Genomic DNA, 15842 nt, shown 5'->3' with positions numbered 1-15842 from the left:
GTCGTCGATCGGGTCGCTCGCCGGCCCGGGCTCAGTCATTGATCACGTCCGCGGTCTTGAGGTCGTTGATCTTCTTCTGGTAGTCGTCCAGCCTGTCCGGGCAGTACACCTTGACCACCTCGGCGCCCGCCTCGAGGATCTGCTTGTCGACGATGACCGGACGCATCCCGGGGCCACCGGCGCCGTTGGCGAGCTGGACCAGCCAGAGGCCGCGCTTGAGCGCCGAGTTCGGGTCGTTGCAGACGACGCCGCCGTCCGTGCCGAGGGTGAGGGCGATGTTCTCGACGTTCCGGGAGGCGAAGCCGTTGGCGACCAGGGCGTCGTTCAGCCGGGTCGCCTTTCTGTGGGCCTCGTTGGTGGCCCTCTGCTGGGTGTACGTGAACAGTCCGATGATCATCATGGCGACCAGCACGACGATCGCGCCGATGTAGATCCAGCGGTGCTGGGACTGCATCCGGGTGGGGCTCATGCGATACCTCCGTCCACCGGCACGGCGTCCGCGTCGGGCTGGCGCCAACTGGGTTTGCGTGCCTTCAGGAAGCCGAAGGGGATGACCACTCCGAGGAGCAGCAGGCCGCCGCCGACGATGGCGACGTACGCCCAGCCGCTGCCGCCGCCGAATTGGGAGGACGGGATGAAGCCGATCACCATGGCCAGCGCGGAGGCGACGAAGCCGACCACGCAGAGCGTGGTGAGCAGCGGCGCGCGGTAGCCGCGAGGGTGGTCCGGCAGTTTGCGGCGCAGTTGGATGGCGGCCAGGAACATCAGCAGATACATGATCAGGTACACCTGGGTGGTGATCACCGAGAAGATCCAGTAGACGCTGGACACGTTCGGGATCAGTGCGTACAGCAGGGCGATCACCGTGGTGAGCAGGCCCTGGGTGACCAGGATGTTCTGCTGGATGCCGTGCTTGTTGAGCTTCTGCAGGTAGGGCGGGAGGTAGCCCTCCTGGCGGGAGATCAGCAGCAGGCCCTTGGAGGGGCCGGCCAGCCAGGTGAGCATCCCGCCGAGCGAGGCGGCACAGAGCGCGAACGCGACGATCGGGACCAGCCAGCCGATGTGGAAGTACTGGAAGAAGGCGTCGAAGGCCTGCATGACTCCGGCGGTGAGGCTGAGCTGGTCGGCCGGGATGACCCAGCTGATGGCCAGGGCCGGCAGGATGAAGATCAGCAGCACCATGCCCATGGCCAGGAACATCGACTTCGGGAACTCCTTGGCCGGGTCGCGGAGCTTGTTGACGTGGACCGCGTTCATCTCCATGCCGGAGTAGCTGAGGAAGTTGTTCACGATGAGCACCAGGCTGGCGATCCCGGTCCACTCCGGGAGGATGTGCGAGGCGTTCATCGGTGCGGCGGAGGCGTTGCCCTGGCCGAGGAAGACGAACCCGAGCAGGACCAGCAACGTGCCGGGGATCAGCGTGCCGATGATCAGACCGCCGGAGGCCAGCCCCGCGACGGCATTCGTGCCGCGGGAGGACACCCAGACGCCGGTCCAGTACAGCACCACGATGACGATCGCGGTGTAGACGCCGTTGCTGGCCAGCGCCGGGTTGATCACGTAGGAGATCGTGCTGGCCACAAAGGCGAGCAGGCTGGGGTAGTAGAAGATCGTCATGGCGAACTGGCACCAGACGGCGAGGAAGGCCAGTGGCTTCGACAGCCCCTGCGCCACCCAGTTGTAGACACCGCCGCTCCAGCCGGAGGCCAGCTCGGCCGACACCAGCGCGGTGGGCAGCAGGAACACGATGGCCGGCACCAGGTACAGGAAGACACAGGCGAGGCCGTACACCGCCATGGTGGGCGAGGAGCGCAGGCTCGCGACGGAGCTGGTAGTCATCAGCGCCAGCGTCAACCAGGTGATCTTCTGCGATCCGGCCGTTGCCCGCGCTTCGTCCGCAGCCCGGGCTCTGCTCGACCGCCCGGCATCGTCCGCCGGCACATCCGCACTGCTCATCGGATCCTCCTACACCGCGATCGGCTGCGAGCTGACACTTCACTCGGAAGGATCGTTGGGATGCCCGCCGTCGGCATGTCGGCTTAGGCCGTCCGGAGTCACCGTGCCAGGTCCGCCAGCCAGCGGTGCCCCGGGTGGACGCGGGCGAGGAGTGCGGCCAGCGTCCGCCGCGCGGCGCCGTCCAGCAGGGGGAGCGCGCCGGCGAAGTCCTGCTGGTCCTTCGGGCGGACCGCCTTGGCCTTGAACAGCAGCGCCAACTCCGGTGCGAGGTAAGGGATCCCGTCCGGGGTGCGGCGGACGACGGCGGTGTACGGCAGGCGGATCGACGGGTCGCGCCGGCAGATCCAGGTCGGGCCGTCGTGCGGCTCGCGGAACACGTCCACCAGGTAGCGGCCGGTCGACGGGTCGCGCAGCCAGGTCTGGTGGGTCAGTCCCGAGACCTCCGGCGTGAGCTCCCAGATCCGGTCGAACGCCACGACGTCGAAGGCGAACCCGGCGAACCTCGACCGGATCTCGGCGAACCCGGCGGCCGGGACGGCGATCTCCAGGTCACCGTGCTCGCGGGTCCGGCCGCCCCGGAACAGGTCGACGGCCCAACCCCCGGCCACGTACCAGGGGGTCGCGAGGCCCGCCAGCCGGGCCGTCACCTCTTCGGGTGTCCAGGCGCCCACCCACCGGGCCGCGGCCTCGGCCTCGCCGATCCGGACCCCGCCCGGGGGCGGCCCTTGGCTCATCCGGCCAGCGTACCGGGCTCCGGCGCCCGAACCGCCCGTCCGCGCACGGCTTCTGTCACACCGTCCACCGCACCGTCGGCGCCGGGCGGCCCCGGCGCCGCCCGGCGGTCCGCGGCCGTCGCCGGGGCGTCCGGGAGGCGCCGGGGCCGCTCACCCGTCGTCCTCCTCGCTCCTGGTCCCCGCGCGGGCCGCGACGAGGAAGAGGACGAGGGCGACGGTGGAGCAGCCGAGAACGATGAGCAGCCAGAACATGATCCTCCTTCTTCCCTCGTTCTCGGCACCCGGACGGCGGTACATGAGCACCGGAAAGCTCCGTTCGAATGCGGACGGCCCTCGGTGGGGCGGCCGCGGGGGCGTGACGGCGGTGGGCCGCCCCGGCACCACACCCGTGCGTTCGATCAGAGCGTCAACCCGTGCTGTCCGGACCGTCGAGCGCGGGTCGCGGCGGCCGCTGCGGGGCCCGCGGCGTTCACCCGTGCGGCCGCGGCGTGCTCCCGGGGCGACCGCGCGCGGCGCCGCCCGGGCTGCCGGGCGGATCGGCCGATGGCAGTCTGGGTCGCGTGTCCGACCCCGTCGCCAGACCCCGTGGGGGCAGCAGATGAGTCCGTCCGGAAGGCTGGCGTCGCTCCCCTGCGGGCGCCGCAGCAAGTGGGTCGTGCTGGCCCTGTGGCTGATCCTGGTCGTGGTGGCCGGGCCGCTGGCGGGCAAGCTGATGGACGTGGAGGACAACGAGGCCTCCAGCTGGCTGCCCGGCAGCGCCGAGTCGACCCAGGTCCTGGTGGAGCAGCGCACGTTCCAGCCGGTCGACACCGCGCAGGCGGTGGTGGTCTACGAGCGGCCGGGCGGCATCACCCCGGCCGACCGGGCCAAGGCCGCCTCCGACGCGGCGTCCTTCGCCACCGCGCCGCACGTGCTCGGCAAGGTGATCGGCCCTCAGGTGTCCGCGGACGGCCAGGCGATGCAGACCGTGGTGCCGGTGGAGATCGGCTCCACCGGCTGGAACGACCTGCGCACCGCCGTGGACGACATGCGGGCGACCGCCGCCGCCGGCAGCAACGGGATGGCCACCCACGTCACCGGCCCGGCCGGCATCGGCGCGGACCAGGCCGCGGCGTTCGCCGGGATCGACGGCACGCTGCTGTTCGCCACCGTCGCGGTCGTGGTGATCCTGCTGCTGCTCACCTACCGCAGCCCGACGCTGTGGCTGCTGCCGCTGCTCTCGGCCGGTGTGGCGCTGTTCGTCGCCCAGGCGGTGATCTACCTGCTGGCCGAGCACGCCGGGCTGACGGTGAACGCGCAGAGCGCCGGCATCCTGATCGTGCTGGTGCTGGGCGCGGGCACGGACTACGCGCTGCTGCTCACCGCCCGCTACCGCGAGGAGCTGCGACGGCACGAGGACCGGCACGAGGCGATGGCCTTCGCGCTGCACCGGGCCGGGCCGGCCATCCTGGCGAGCTCCGCCACCGTGGTCGCCTCGATGCTGTGCCTGCTGATCGCCGAGATGAACTCCACCCGCGGTCTCGGCCCGGTCTGTGCGATCGGCGTGCTGGTGGCGCTGGCCGCGATGCTGACGCTGCTGCCCGCACTGCTGGTGATCTGCGGCCGCTGGGTGTTCTGGCCGGTGAAGCCCGGGTACGGCACCGCGGAGCCGACCCGGACCGGCCGGTGGGCGCACGTGGGTGCGTGGATCGCCCGCAAGCCCCGCAAGGTGTGGATCGGCACCGGGCTGGCGCTGGCCGTCTGCTGCATCGGGCTGGTCTCGCTGAACGCCAACGGCCTGTCCACGGCGGGCACCTTCACCGGTACGCCGGACTCGGTGGTCGGCCAGGAGGTGCTGGTCGAGCACTTCCCGGGCGGCACCGGCGCCCCGCTGACGGTGATCAGCGAGGCGGCCCCGGCGGAGGCCGTCCGGGCGGCGGCCGCGACGACCCCGGGCATCTCGGCGACCACCCCGGCGATCGTCCACGACGGGCTGGCCACCTTCCAGGCCACCCTGAGCGACCCGCCGGACAGCGAGGCGGCCAAGGACACCGTGGACCGGGTGCGCGACGCCGTCCACGCGGTGCCGGGCGCGGACGCCAAGGTCGGCGGCAGCACGGCGGTCATCCTGGACGCCGGCCGGGCCGCCTCCGCCGACAACCGGGCGATCATCCCGCTGGTGCTGGGCGTGGTCCTGGCGATCCTGGCGCTGCTGCTGCGGGCGGTCGTCGCACCGCTGGTGCTGATCGCGACGGTGGTGCTCTCGTACGCGGCGGCCATGGGCATCAGCGCGTTCTTCTTCGCGCACGTGTTCCACTTCGACGGCCAGGACAACGCGTTCCCGCTGTTCGTCTTCGTCTTCCTGGTCGCGCTCGGGATCGACTACAACATCTTCCTGATGACGCGGGTCCGGGAGGAGTCCAGCCACCGGGGCACCCGGGACGGCGCCCTGGTCGGCCTGGCCGCGACCGGCGGGGTGATCACCTCGGCGGGACTGATCCTGGCCAGCACCTTCGCGGTGCTCGGGACGCTGCCGGTGGTGGGGTTCGCCGAGATCGGCTTCGCGGTGGCGCTGGGCGTGCTGCTGGACACCCTGGTGGTCCGGTCGGTGCTGGTCACCTCCCTCACCATCGACCTGGACCGGCACATGTGGTGGCCGAGCGCGCTCTCCCGGGTCGGCCGGCCGCGCACCCCGTCCCCGGACGTCTACGCGGGGCCGTCCTGAGCGGCCCGGCCCCGCCCGGGCGGGCAGGCCGGGATCCGACGCTTGCGCCGGATGCCTTACGGGACCAGGGACTTGCCCATGCAGATGCTGTCCGGGTGGTCCTTGTAGTAGCCGAACTTGTCGATCGGCAGGTAGCCCTCGGAGGCGTACAGCGCGACCGCCTCGGGCTGCTTGTTGCCGGTCTCCAGGACCAGCCTGGTCCGCCCGGCCTCGACCGCGGCCCGCTCCAGGTGGCGCAGTACGCCGCGGGCGAGCCCGCGGCCGCGGGCGCCGGGCACCACGTACATCCGCTTGAGCTCGGCGTCTCCCTCGCCCAGCCCCTCCTCGTCCTTCTCGTTGACCCGCCAGCCGCCGCAGGCGACCGCCGAACCGTCGAGGTACACCACCACGAACAGGCCGTACGGCGGGTCGAAGTGGTCGGCGTGGATCGAGGTCTGGTCCATGTCGCCGTAGCGGCGGACGTACTCCTGCTGGACCTCGGCCGACAGCCTCACGGCGTCAGGGTGGCCGAAGCCGGTGGTGCGCATCTCCATGGTGGTCAAGCCTACGGGGGCCGGCTCAGCGCTTCTCGAAGCGGGCCACCAGGTCCTCCTTGCCGAACATCCGGGCGGTGTCCAGGGCGGAGGGGGCGCCGGCAAGGGGGTCCGCGCCGCCGTCGAGCAGCGCGTCGACGACGGTCGGCTCGCCCTTGAAGACGGCGCCGGCGAGCGGGGTCTGGCCGCGGTCGTTGACCCGGTCCGGGTCGGCGCCGCGCTCCACGAGGGCCCGAACGGCGTCCGCGTGGCCGTGGTAGGCGGCCAGCATCACCAGGGTGTCCCCCCGGTCGTTGGCGAGGTCGGCCGGCGCGCCCGCGTCCAGGTAGGAGGTCAGCAGGGCGGCGTCGCCGCTGCGGGCGGCGTCGAACAGCCGGCCGGCCAGCGCGATGACCTCGGCGTCTGGCCCCTGCGGGTCGTCGGGCGTCTTGGCGGCGGAGTCGGCCATGGCAAACCTTTCGTGGATGACCTGCGGAGGAGCGCGTGGGGCTGCACACGGCACGGTATCGGACGAGGTCGGGGCCGTGCGGTGGCGCATCCGTTCGAGCGAATTTCCGGCCGGCGCGGAACCCGGCGCGGCAGGGCGGGGACGCCTGATGCGCGGCACGGCGGCCCGGGACGTACACAGCCGATCCGCCCGCCTCGCCAGATCCACCCGTTTGCCACACTCCATCATCTATTACTTTTTGTCACGATAAGAGCACTTTCGGTTACCACTGTCCCCACCTCTCCGAGGAGCAGAACCGTGATCCTCTCCATCTCCGGCATCGTCCTGTTCGGCACCATCGCCTTCCTGTTCTTCCGCCGGGACGGCCTGAAGATCTCGCACGCCCTGGTGTGCGCGCTCCTCGGCTTCTACATCGCGGGCTCCTCGATCGCGCCGAGCATCCAGGCGGGCGGCGCGAGCCTCGCCAGCCTCATCGGCGGCCTGAAGTTCTGAGCCGCGGCACCGATCGACGGCCCGGGCGCGGATCCCACCGCCCGGGCCTTGGCCGTCCGCCGGCCACCACCTGCCGTCCCACCCGCCCGGGGAGTCCCACGATGCCTGTCACCCGCCACCTCAGCCGGGGTCGCGACCTCGCCCGCACCGCCGGCGACCACGCCGCCGACATGTTCGCCCCGCTCGCCCTGATCGGGCGCGGCCTGCGCCACCACGCCGAATGGGCCAAGGAGCGCTGGGCGGCGACCCCGAAGGACCGCCGGGGTCCGACCCTCTTCCTGGGCGCCGCGGCCGCCGTCGGCATCGCCCTGCTGCCGCACGGCCCGCTGTTCGCCGCGGTGGCGCTGATGGCGAGCGCGGCGTGGGTCGGGCGGCAGCCCAGGGCGGCCGCCGCCCCCGCGCCGGACGTCGCGGAGGTCAAGCTCGCCGCGCTCTACGCCGCCCTCACGCCGTACCTGGCCGGACCCGAGGAGCTCGGCTCGCCCTACCGTCCGGACGGCGACCACAAGGACGTCTTCCACACCTGGGAGTTCGACGCCGACGGGCGGATGACCTCGCTGGAGCTGTCCTACCCGGTGTACTTCACCGACACCGAGCCGGCCGCCCGGGCCCGGATCGAGCAGGTGGTGCAGGGCAAGGCCGGCCGGGCGCGCGAGTACCGCTTCGACTGGGACGAGGAGTCCAACCGGCTCGCGGTCAGCGCGCTCGCCGAGCTGGCCACCGACATCGCGGCGCAGCCGTTCGTCACCACCCCCGGCGAGGTGGTGCTGGGCTTCACCGACAGCGGCAGCAGCCACCGGACCATCCCGGTGGTCCAGGACGGGGTGTCGGCCCAGCAGCCGCCGGTGGTCTGGCGGACCGGCCCGCGGTCCTCCGAGCCGCACCTGCTGGCGCTCGGCTCGGCCGGCGCCGGAACCTCCTCGCTGCTGCGCTCGATCGCCCTCCAGGCCCTGCCGCACGGCGACCTGGTGGTGATCGACGGCGCCGGCACCGGGGAGCACGCCTGCCTGGTCAACCGGCCCGGCGTGCACACCGTGGAGACCAGCCTGCACGGCGCGCTGGCGGCCCTGGAGTGGGTGGCGAAGGAGACCGAGCGCCGGCTGACGGTGCTGAACGCGGCCCGGCACCACGGCGTCGCCGCGCCGGAGGACGCCACCCGGCCGCTGTGGCTGCTGCTCGACCACCCCACCGAGCTGTCGGAGCTGGCCCAGGCCGAGGGCCGGCCCGACCCGCAGGACCTGCTGGAGACCCCGCTGCGGCACGGCCGGGCGGCGCGGATCACGGTGGTCTTCGCGGACGACATCGAGGCCCGTGAGCGGATCAGTGCGACCGTCCGGTCCACCTGCCGGGCCCGGGTGGTACTCGGCCCGACCACACCGGACACGGCGGCCGCCGTGCTGGGCGCGCCACTGGACATCGCACCGGCCTCGCGGACCCCGCTCGGCCGCGGGTACGCCCGGGTGGGCGCCGCCGCGCCGGTCCGCCTCCAGGTGCCCGCGACGGTCGATCCGCTGGACGAGGAGGTGTCGGCCCGGCTGCGGGACGCGGTGATCGCCCTTCTGCCGCACCGCGACACCCGGACGGAGGCACCGGCTCCGACCGCGGTGCCGGTCGCCGCGCCGGTGGAGGAGGCGATCCGGACGGCTCCGGGGGACGTGGTCGAGCTGACGAAGGACGCGCAGGCCGTCCAGGCCCGCCCGGCCTGGTAGGCCGCCGCGGGCCCCGGCCCGGGGCCCCGCTCGACCGGGCGCGCGACCGGATCCGGAGGTCACGACCAAGCGAGCATCAAGCGCATGACGATAGGCTGTCCCCGCGTCGATCAGGCGGTCGCAATGTGCACAAGATGTGACACAGAGGGTGATATCACCGCTCAGATGTGACAAATCGGGCGACGATGGGTACAAACAGGGGCGGCACGACAGGCGACGCCCGTCCCGGGACGGGAATCTTCGTCGGCGGCCGAGCGTTGGACCGAACGACGAAGACAGCGACCACTAGTCCTGTGGGCCAGAAGCCCGGGAGGCACGATTCATGAGCGAGCGAGCTCTCCGCGGCACGCGACTCGGGGCGACCAGCTACGAGACCGACCGCGGCATCGATCTGGCTCCCCGCCAGACCGTCGAGTATGCATGTCAGAACGGACACCGGTTCGAGGTTCCCTTCTCCGTCGAGGCGGAGATCCCCTCGATCTGGGAGTGCCGGTTCTGCGGCCAGGAGGCAATGCTGCTGGACGGTGATGAGCCGGAGGAGAAGAAGGTCAAGCCGACGCGTACCCATTGGGACATGCTGATGGAGCGTCGGACGAGGGAGGAGTTGGAGGAGGTGCTGGCCGAGAGGCTGGCCGTGCTCCGCTCCGGCGGGATGAATCTGGCGATCCATCCCCGCGACACCCGCAAGAGCGCATAACCGCTCCTCCGCCACGGCGGTAGGGCATGGGAAGGGCCCCGGGCTGATGCCCGGGGCCCTTCCCATGCCCTACCGCCCCCTGCTGCCCGGGCGGCGGGGCTCAGCCTCAGCCGGCGATCGGGGGGCGGTACGCGGTGTCCGGGCCGTCCGCGCCGGGCTGCGGGTGCTCGACGACCTCGCCCTGGATCACCTTGCCGTCCGGCCGATGGATGCGCAGCTGCTCCTGGAGGCGCAGGGCGTCGGCGAGGGGGTCGGAGCCGGCCCGTGCGGTGGACTGCAGGGCGCGGCCGGCCACCCGCCGGCCGAGCGCCCGCCAGAGCGCCCGGGTGGGCGGGAACAGCAGGCTGAGGCCGAGCAGGTCGGACAGGAAGCCGGGCACGATCAGCAGCACGCCCGCCAGGACGGTCAGGCTGGTCCCGGTCTGCGCCTGCTCGGGCCGGGGGTCCCGGCTCTGCTCGACGGCCGCCGAGAAGGCCCGCAGGCCCGCCCGCCTGATCAGCGAGCCGCCCAGGAAGACCCCGGCGACCAGCAGCACCAGCACGGCGAACCAGCCGACCGCACCGGCCACCACCGTCAGCAGCCAGATCTCCAGCACCAGCCAGGCGGTGACGGCGAGCGGCAGGAAGCGCCGCACTCGACCCCGGGGGGCCGGGCGGACCTGGTCGGTTGTCTGGGCCACGGTACGAATCCACTCCATCGCGGTGCTCTCCGCACCGCCGGTGGACTCCGGCCGCGACTACGGCACCTGTGGGGTCAACGGCTCGGAGTCGGTCGATGTTCCACCCGAGCGGCGGCGGCGCAGGCCGGCCGCGGCCGCGAAGCCGCAGGCCAGCAGGCCGGCGACGGCGAGCGTCCACTCGGGTGCGGCACCGAGCCGGTCGGCCACCGTGCGGCCGTCGCGCAGCGGGACGGCCGCGTTCAGCACGGCCGGGGTCAGCTCCTCGGTGCGCGAGACCACCGAGCCGTCCGGGGCGATGACGGCGCTGATCCCGCTGGTGGCGGCGATCAGCACCGCGCGGCCGTGCTCGACGGCGCGCAGCCGGGACATCGCGAGCTGCTGCTCCGGCTGCCCGCTGCGGGCGTAGGTGGCGTTGTTGGTCTGCACGACCAGCACCCGGCCGCCCTGGTCGACGGTGTCGCGGACGATCTCGTCGTAGGCGACCTCGAAGCAGATGACGTCGCCGATCCGGGCCGGGCCGACCTGCATCACGCCGTTGTGGGTGCCCGGGTAGAAGTCGCGGGCGACCCGCTGGAGGCGGGAGATCACCTGGGACAGCTCGGCGCGGAACGGCACGTACTCGCCGAACGGCACCGGGTGCTGCTTGGTGTAGGAGGCGCCGGGGCCGGTGGCCGGGTCCCAGACGATGCCGTTGTTCTGGACGTGCTGCAGGTCCGGGCCGTCCACCAGGGCGCCGACCAGGGTCGGCACGCCGATCCGGCGGACCGCCTCGTCGATCCGGGCGTACGCGGCCGGGTCGGTGTACGGGTCGAGGTCGGAGGAGTTCTCCGGCCAGATCACCAGGTCGGGCTGGGGCGCCCGGCCGGCCGCGACGTCGGCGGCGAGCCGCTCGGTCTCGGCGGCGTGGTTGTTGAGCACCATCATCGGGCGGCCGAGGAAGTCCATCCCCGGCTGCGCGACGTTGCCCTGCACCAGGGCCACCTTGACGGTCTCGGCGCCGCCGGTGGGCACCGGCACCAGGTAGCCCGCCAGCAGGGCCGCCAGGGCCCCGCCGGCGCCCAGGGCGGCCAGCGGGAGGGAGCGGCGGGGGCCGCGGCGCAGCCGCAGGGCCGCCCAGGCCAGCAGGGTGCCGCCGAGGGCGACCGCGAAGGTCACCAGCGGGGCGCCGCCGAGCGCGGCCAGCGGGGTGAACGGGCTGGCGGTGTTGGCGAAGGCGAGCCGTCCCCACGGGAAGCCGCCGAGCGGCAGCCGGTCACGGGCCCACTCCTGGGTGACCCACAGGCAGGCCGCCCACAGCGGCCAGCCGGGCAGCCGGGAGGTGAGCGCCAGGGCGCCGCCGAGCGCGGCCAGGAAGAGCGCCTCGACGACCGACAGGCCGACCGTGGCGTCCCAGCCGATCACCCGCAGCCAGGACAGCAGCGCCAGGAAGAACGGCAGCCCGAACGCGAAGCCCGTCCAGGCGCCCTGGCGGACGGTCCGGCCCCGGGTGAGCAGCGAGAGGGCCGCGACGGCGAGGAAGGAGAGCGGCCACAGGTCGTACGGCGGGAAGGCGGCCGCCAGGAGCAGGCCGGCGAGCACGGCGAGACCGGTGCGGGGCAGGCCGGCCCGGATCCGGGTGAGCCGCCCGGGGCGGGCGGCGGCCGGTGCCGGCGTCGTGGCGTCCATCGCCGGTGTCTCCTGCGCTGCGGGCAGTGCCACCTGCGCACCACCTCTCTCGTCGTGCCTGCTCTCGGTCGCGGGCCGTCCGAAGAAGGTACCCCGCACCAGTATCCGTCCGGGCCACGGGGTGTCCCAGGTCACCCCGTGGCCGGACCGGGTTCAGGCCCGGAAGACCGTGCGCCCGCGGACGACCGTGCGCAGGCAGCCGGGCAGCGGCCGGCCGGGGGTGAGGTCGGGCAGGCCGGGGGTGCCGGAGCGGGGGTCGGTGGACCAGCCGGCCACCCGGTCGTCGGGGGCCTGGACGACCAGGTCGGCGGAGTCCCAGACGGCGAAGCTGGCCACCGCGCCGGGCACCAGGACGCCGTCCTGGTCGCGGCCGAGGGCCCGCCAGCCGCCGCGGGTGTGGGCGGTGAAGGCGGCCCGCACCGAGATCCGGTGCTCCGGGGTCCGGTGGAACGCGGCGGCCCGCACGGTGCCCCAGGGGTCGAGCGGGGTGACCGGGGCGTCCGAGCCGAAGGCCAATGGCACACCGGCCCGCAGCAGGGCGGCGAAGGGGTTCAGGGCCGCTGCGCGCTCGGCGCCGAGCCGCTGGACGTACATGCCGTCGGGGCCGCCCCAGGCCGCGTCGAAGGCGGGCTGGACGGAGGCCGTCAGACCCAGCTCGGTGAAGGCGGCGATCGCCTTGTCGTCCAGCGACTCGGCGTGCTCGACCCGGTGCCGGGCCGCCCTCACCCGGGCCGCGCCGACCCGGTCGGCGGCGGCCCGGACGCCCTCCAGGACGGCGCCGACGGCGGCGTCCCCGATGGCGTGGAAGCCGGCCTGGAGGCCCGCCTCGGTGCAGGCGGCGACGTGGTCGGCGACCTGCTCGGCGCTGAGGTAGGCGGTGCCGGTGTGGGCGGCGTCCGCGTACGGGGCGTGCAGGCAGGCGGTGCGCGAGCCGAGCGCGCCGTCCACGAAGAGGTCGCCGCCGGCGCCGACCGCGCCCAGGCGCCGCGCGGTCTCGACGCCGTTCAGCTCGCCCCAGTAGCCGAAGACCTCGGGGCCGTCGGTCTCGGCGGCCAGCGCGAGCAGCGCGGCGAGGTCCTGCTCGGAGGAGATCTGCGGGCCCGCGCACTCGTGCAGGGCGCCGATCCCGAGCTCGGCGGCCCGGGTCAGGGTCGCCAGCTGGGCGGCGCGGCGCTGCTCCGGCGTCAGGTGGGCCAGCGCGGCGGCGCGTACGGCGTGGTGGGCGTCGCGGCTCAGCGGGCCGTCCGGGTGGTGGCCGGGGAGGGCGGCCAGGCCCTCGGTGAGGGCGCGCAGCGCGGTGGAGGCGAGGGCGGAGTGCACGTCGGTGCGCGACAGGTAGACGGCCGCGCCGCCGGTGGCCCGGTCGAGCTCGGCCACGGTGGGCGGGCGGCCCTCGGGCCACTTGCTCTCGTCCCAGCCGTGGCCGATCAGCACGCCGGCGGGGGCGCCGGCGGTGAAGGCGGCGATCCGGTCGAGCGCCTCGGACAGGCCGGGGCAGCCGGTCAGGTCGAGGCCGGTGAGCGCGAGGCCGGTCGAGGTGGCGTGCACGTGGGCGTCGACGAAGGCGGGGGTGACCAGCGCACCGGCCAGCTCCACCACCTCGTCGGCGGTGTCCGCGTACGCCTCGGCGGCGCCGTCGCTGCCCACCCAGGCGATCTGCTCGCCCTCGACCAGCATGGCGGTGGCGAAGGGGTCGGCGGGGCTGTAGACGTTGCCGCCGCGCAGCAGGACGGTGCGGTTGGTGCGTTCGGTCATGGGCCCAAGTCTGCACCCGACCCACCGGGTCAGAGCTTCGGGGGGCGGGCCTCGTACGGGGTGGAGAGGACCACCGTGGTGCGGGTGGAGACGCCGGCGGCGGACCTGATCCGGGCCAGCAGGTCCTCCAGGTCGCCCGGGCCGGGCACCCTGACCTTGAGGATGTAGTTCTCGTCGCCCGCGACGCTGTGGCAGGCCTCGATCTCGGGCAGGGCGACCAGCCGGTCCGGGGTGTCGTCCGGCGCGCTCGGGTCGAAGGGCTTGACCGAGATGAACGCGGTCAGCGCCAGGTTGACGGCCTGGGCGTCGACGATCGCCGTGTACCCGCGGATCACCCCCCGCTGTTCGAGGCGGCGCACCCGCTGGTGCACCGCCGAGGTGGACAGGCCGGTGGCCTTGCCCAGGTCCGTGTAGCTCATCCGGCCGTCTTCGAGAAGCAGCTGGACGATGCGCTGGTCGAGATCCTCCACAAGGCGCAAACCTAGCGCCCCGGACGGCCGATCGCCGACCCGGCAGCTCACGGGGGCGGGAACCGGCCCGCCCGGCGGCCCCGGCGCGGACCGGGCCCCGGGCGGGCCCGCGATAGCGAACCGGCGCGTTGCAGGAGGCACATGCCGGAAGAATGTGGCGAAGGACACACCCCGTGCATCATCGTGCGCCGACCTGCAGGGTTATGACGGTCCGTCGGCGGGAAGTGCTGCTGTTGGCCCGGGCTTACCGGGCCGGCCCGATCCGAGGGGGATCCCGATGCCCACCACCGACCAGCGCTCGCTCCACACCGAGGACGAACACACCCGGGACGACCAGGCCGCGTTCGGCCCCACCGCCGGGTCCGACCCGGGCGAGGCCGACACCTGGGAGATCGTCCGGGTGCACTGCCCGTCCTGCGACCGCCCGATCGCCCTGGTGGGCGACGAGGAGCGGCTGCCGCAGCACGCCGTCCTGCCGACCGCCTGGCACCCCTTCTCCCCCGCCGTCTGCGCCGGCTCCGGCACCGCCACCGACGACCTCGCCGAGTGCGACACCCCCGAGCACGCGGGCACCGACCTCGCCGAGCTGCTCTCGCTGCCCGCCGAGCTGGACTGGCGCACCCAGCCGTTCTCGCACGCCGGCCCGGTCCGCACCGTGGAGCACGCCCCGCAGGTGCCCGCCCAGCGGGGCACCCCGGCGCGGCGCTGACCCGAGGGCCCGCAACCGGCCGGGGCGGCCCCGGGGCCCGTCAGCGGCCGGTCAGGTGCCGACCGATCACCAGGCGCTGGACCTGGTTGGTGCCCTCGACGATCTGCAGCACCTTGGCCTCCCGCATGTACCGCTCGGCCGGGTAGTCCTGGGTGTAGCCGTAGCCGCCGAGCACCTGCACCGCGTCGGTGGTGACCCGCATCGCGGCGTCGGTGCAGAACAGCTTGGCCATCGCCGCCTGCTTGGAGAAGGCCAGGCCCGCGTCCTTGAGCCGGGCGGCGGCCAGGTAGAGCGCCCGCCCGGCCTCGATCTGGGTCGCCATGTCGGCGAGCATGAAGGACAGCCCCTGGAAGTCGGCGATCGGCCGGCCGAACTGCTGGCGGGTGCCCGCGTAGTCCACCGCGAGGTCCAGCGCCGCCTGGGCGACACCGATCGCGCAGGCGGCGATCCCGAGCCGGCCCGAGTCGAGGGCGGCCAGCGCGATCTGGAAGCCCTGGCCCTCCTCGCCGACCAGCCGCTCGCGGGCCACCCGGACGCCGTCGAAGTGCAGCTGCGCGGTCGGCGAGGAGCGCATGCCCATCTTGTGCTCCGGCGGGGCCGCCGACAGGCCGGCCGCCCCGCCGGGGACCAGCAGGCAGCTGATGCCGCGGGCGCCGTCCTCGCCGGTGCGCACCATGGAGCTGTAGAAGTCCGCGTGGCCGCCGTGGGTGATCCACGCCTTGGTGCCGCTGACCACGTACTCGTCGCCGTCGAGCACCGCGCGGGTGCGCAGCGAGGCCGCGTCGGAGCCGGACTGCGGCTCGGACAGGCAGTAGGCGCCGAGCTGTTCGCCGCTCAGCATGCCCGGCAGCCAGCGGTCGCGCTGCTCGTCGGTGCCGAAGACGGCCAGCGCGTGGCAGGAGAGCGTGTGCACGCTCACGCCGAGGCCGACGGCCAGCCAGCCGGCCGCGAGCTCCTCCAGGACCTGGAGGTAGACCTCGTAGGGCTGGTCGCCGCCGCCGTACTGCTCGCCGTACGGGAGGGAGAGCAGACCGGCCCGGCCGAGGGTGCGGAACACCTCGCGCGGGAAGCGGTCACCGGCCTCGTCGGCGGCGGCGTGCGGTGCGACCTCGTTCTGCACCAGCTCGCGGGTCAGGCCGAGCAGCTCGCGGGCCTCCTCGCTGGGCAGCTGACGGTCCACGGGCTTGGCGGATACGGCGCTCATGGCTGCGTCTCCTCGATCGGGCGGGCCCAGGTGTGGCGGGCCCGGTACGGGGCTGACGGGTCGGGTGGACCGTCACCGGGCGAAGTG

15 protein-coding genes are annotated in these 15842 nt (G+C 73.7%); 5 read left to right on the top strand and 10 right to left on the bottom strand.

The window, feature by feature from the left end; translation table 11 throughout:
- Nucleotides 1-31: 31 nt before the first annotated feature.
- From ACIOFR_RS33080 to ACIOFR_RS33070, 3 genes are all read right to left on the bottom strand, one after another.
- On the bottom strand, nucleotides 32-469 hold the full coding sequence (locus tag ACIOFR_RS33080) for a hypothetical protein (protein ID WP_401002967.1): 438 nt from the start codon (nucleotides 467-469) through the stop codon (nucleotides 32-34).
- Nucleotides 466-1956, bottom strand: a complete 1491-nt coding sequence (locus ACIOFR_RS33075) for an APC family permease (RefSeq protein WP_401002965.1) — start codon at nucleotides 1954-1956, stop codon at nucleotides 466-468. The genes ACIOFR_RS33080 and ACIOFR_RS33075 overlap by 4 nt, the downstream gene beginning before the upstream one ends.
- A gap of 98 nt (nucleotides 1957-2054) precedes the next feature.
- The gene (locus ACIOFR_RS33070; RefSeq protein WP_401002963.1) at nucleotides 2055-2690 is read right to left on the bottom strand and encodes a nucleotidyltransferase domain-containing protein; all 636 of its coding nucleotides are present in this window, start codon (nucleotides 2688-2690) and stop codon (nucleotides 2055-2057) included.
- 598 nt (nucleotides 2691-3288) lie between these two features.
- Between ACIOFR_RS33070 and ACIOFR_RS33065 the strand changes: the two genes are divergently transcribed.
- Complete coding sequence (locus ACIOFR_RS33065) at nucleotides 3289-5394, top strand: MMPL family transporter (RefSeq protein ID WP_401002961.1); 2106 nt, start codon at nucleotides 3289-3291, stop codon at nucleotides 5392-5394.
- Nucleotides 5395-5450: 56 nt separating this feature from the next.
- On the opposite strand, the gene ACIOFR_RS33060 is transcribed toward ACIOFR_RS33065, so the two are convergent.
- Nucleotides 5451-5927 (bottom strand): GNAT family N-acetyltransferase, encoded by a 477-nt coding sequence (locus ACIOFR_RS33060; RefSeq protein ID WP_401002959.1) that lies wholly within the window; start codon nucleotides 5925-5927, stop codon nucleotides 5451-5453.
- A 25-nt stretch (nucleotides 5928-5952) separates the two neighbouring features.
- Nucleotides 5953-6375, bottom strand: coding sequence for an ankyrin repeat domain-containing protein (locus ACIOFR_RS33055; RefSeq protein ID WP_401002957.1), 423 nt, complete (start codon nucleotides 6373-6375; stop codon nucleotides 5953-5955).
- A 297-nt stretch (nucleotides 6376-6672) separates the two neighbouring features.
- Here ACIOFR_RS33055 and ACIOFR_RS33050 point away from each other — a divergent pair, with 297 nt between their 5' ends.
- The 3 genes from ACIOFR_RS33050 (at nucleotide 6673) to ACIOFR_RS33040 (ending at nucleotide 9273) form a co-directional block, all read left to right on the top strand.
- A complete protein-coding gene (locus tag ACIOFR_RS33050) occupies nucleotides 6673-6867 on the top strand; it encodes a hypothetical protein (protein ID WP_033817540.1) in 195 nt (64 codons plus the stop codon).
- A gap of 101 nt (nucleotides 6868-6968) precedes the next feature.
- Entirely contained in the window at nucleotides 6969-8576 is a 1608-nt protein-coding gene (locus ACIOFR_RS33045) for an FtsK/SpoIIIE domain-containing protein (RefSeq protein WP_401002955.1), read from the top strand.
- Between the two features lie 322 nt (nucleotides 8577-8898).
- The gene (locus tag ACIOFR_RS33040; protein WP_401002953.1) at nucleotides 8899-9273 is read left to right on the top strand and encodes an RNA polymerase-binding protein RbpA; all 375 of its coding nucleotides are present in this window, start codon (nucleotides 8899-8901) and stop codon (nucleotides 9271-9273) included.
- A 106-nt stretch (nucleotides 9274-9379) separates the two neighbouring features.
- Here ACIOFR_RS33040 and fxsA read toward each other — a convergent pair whose 3' ends face one another.
- From fxsA to ACIOFR_RS33020, 4 genes are all read right to left on the bottom strand, one after another.
- Nucleotides 9380-9952: an FxsA family membrane protein gene (gene fxsA / locus ACIOFR_RS33035; protein WP_401002951.1), complete on the bottom strand. Its 573-nt coding sequence runs from the start codon at nucleotides 9950-9952 to the stop codon at nucleotides 9380-9382.
- Between the two features lie 57 nt (nucleotides 9953-10009).
- A complete protein-coding gene (gene lnt / locus ACIOFR_RS33030) occupies nucleotides 10010-11617 on the bottom strand; it encodes an apolipoprotein N-acyltransferase (protein ID WP_401003021.1) in 1608 nt (535 codons plus the stop codon).
- 153 nt (nucleotides 11618-11770) lie between these two features.
- A complete protein-coding gene (locus ACIOFR_RS33025; RefSeq protein WP_401002949.1) occupies nucleotides 11771-13372 on the bottom strand; it encodes an amidohydrolase in 1602 nt (533 codons plus the stop codon).
- A gap of 29 nt (nucleotides 13373-13401) precedes the next feature.
- Nucleotides 13402-13842, bottom strand: coding sequence for an Lrp/AsnC family transcriptional regulator (locus ACIOFR_RS33020; RefSeq protein WP_401002947.1), 441 nt, complete (start codon nucleotides 13840-13842; stop codon nucleotides 13402-13404).
- 277 nt (nucleotides 13843-14119) lie between these two features.
- Here ACIOFR_RS33020 and ACIOFR_RS33015 point away from each other — a divergent pair, with 277 nt between their 5' ends.
- Entirely contained in the window at nucleotides 14120-14551 is a 432-nt protein-coding gene (locus tag ACIOFR_RS33015; protein ID WP_401002945.1) for a hypothetical protein, read from the top strand.
- A gap of 40 nt (nucleotides 14552-14591) precedes the next feature.
- Here the strand turns inward: ACIOFR_RS33015 and ACIOFR_RS33010 are convergent, their stop codons facing one another.
- The gene (locus ACIOFR_RS33010; RefSeq protein ID WP_401002943.1) at nucleotides 14592-15755 is read right to left on the bottom strand and encodes an acyl-CoA dehydrogenase family protein; all 1164 of its coding nucleotides are present in this window, start codon (nucleotides 15753-15755) and stop codon (nucleotides 14592-14594) included.
- Between the last annotated feature and the right edge of the window lie 87 nt (nucleotides 15756-15842).

Origin of the sequence: Kitasatospora sp. NPDC088346, from assembly GCF_044740765.1 — a bacterium.
Lineage (GTDB): Bacteria > Actinomycetota > Actinomycetes > Streptomycetales > Streptomycetaceae > Kitasatospora.
The sequence above is the reverse complement of the archived record's forward strand: the minus strand, read 5'-3'. Positions and strand labels throughout refer to the sequence as shown.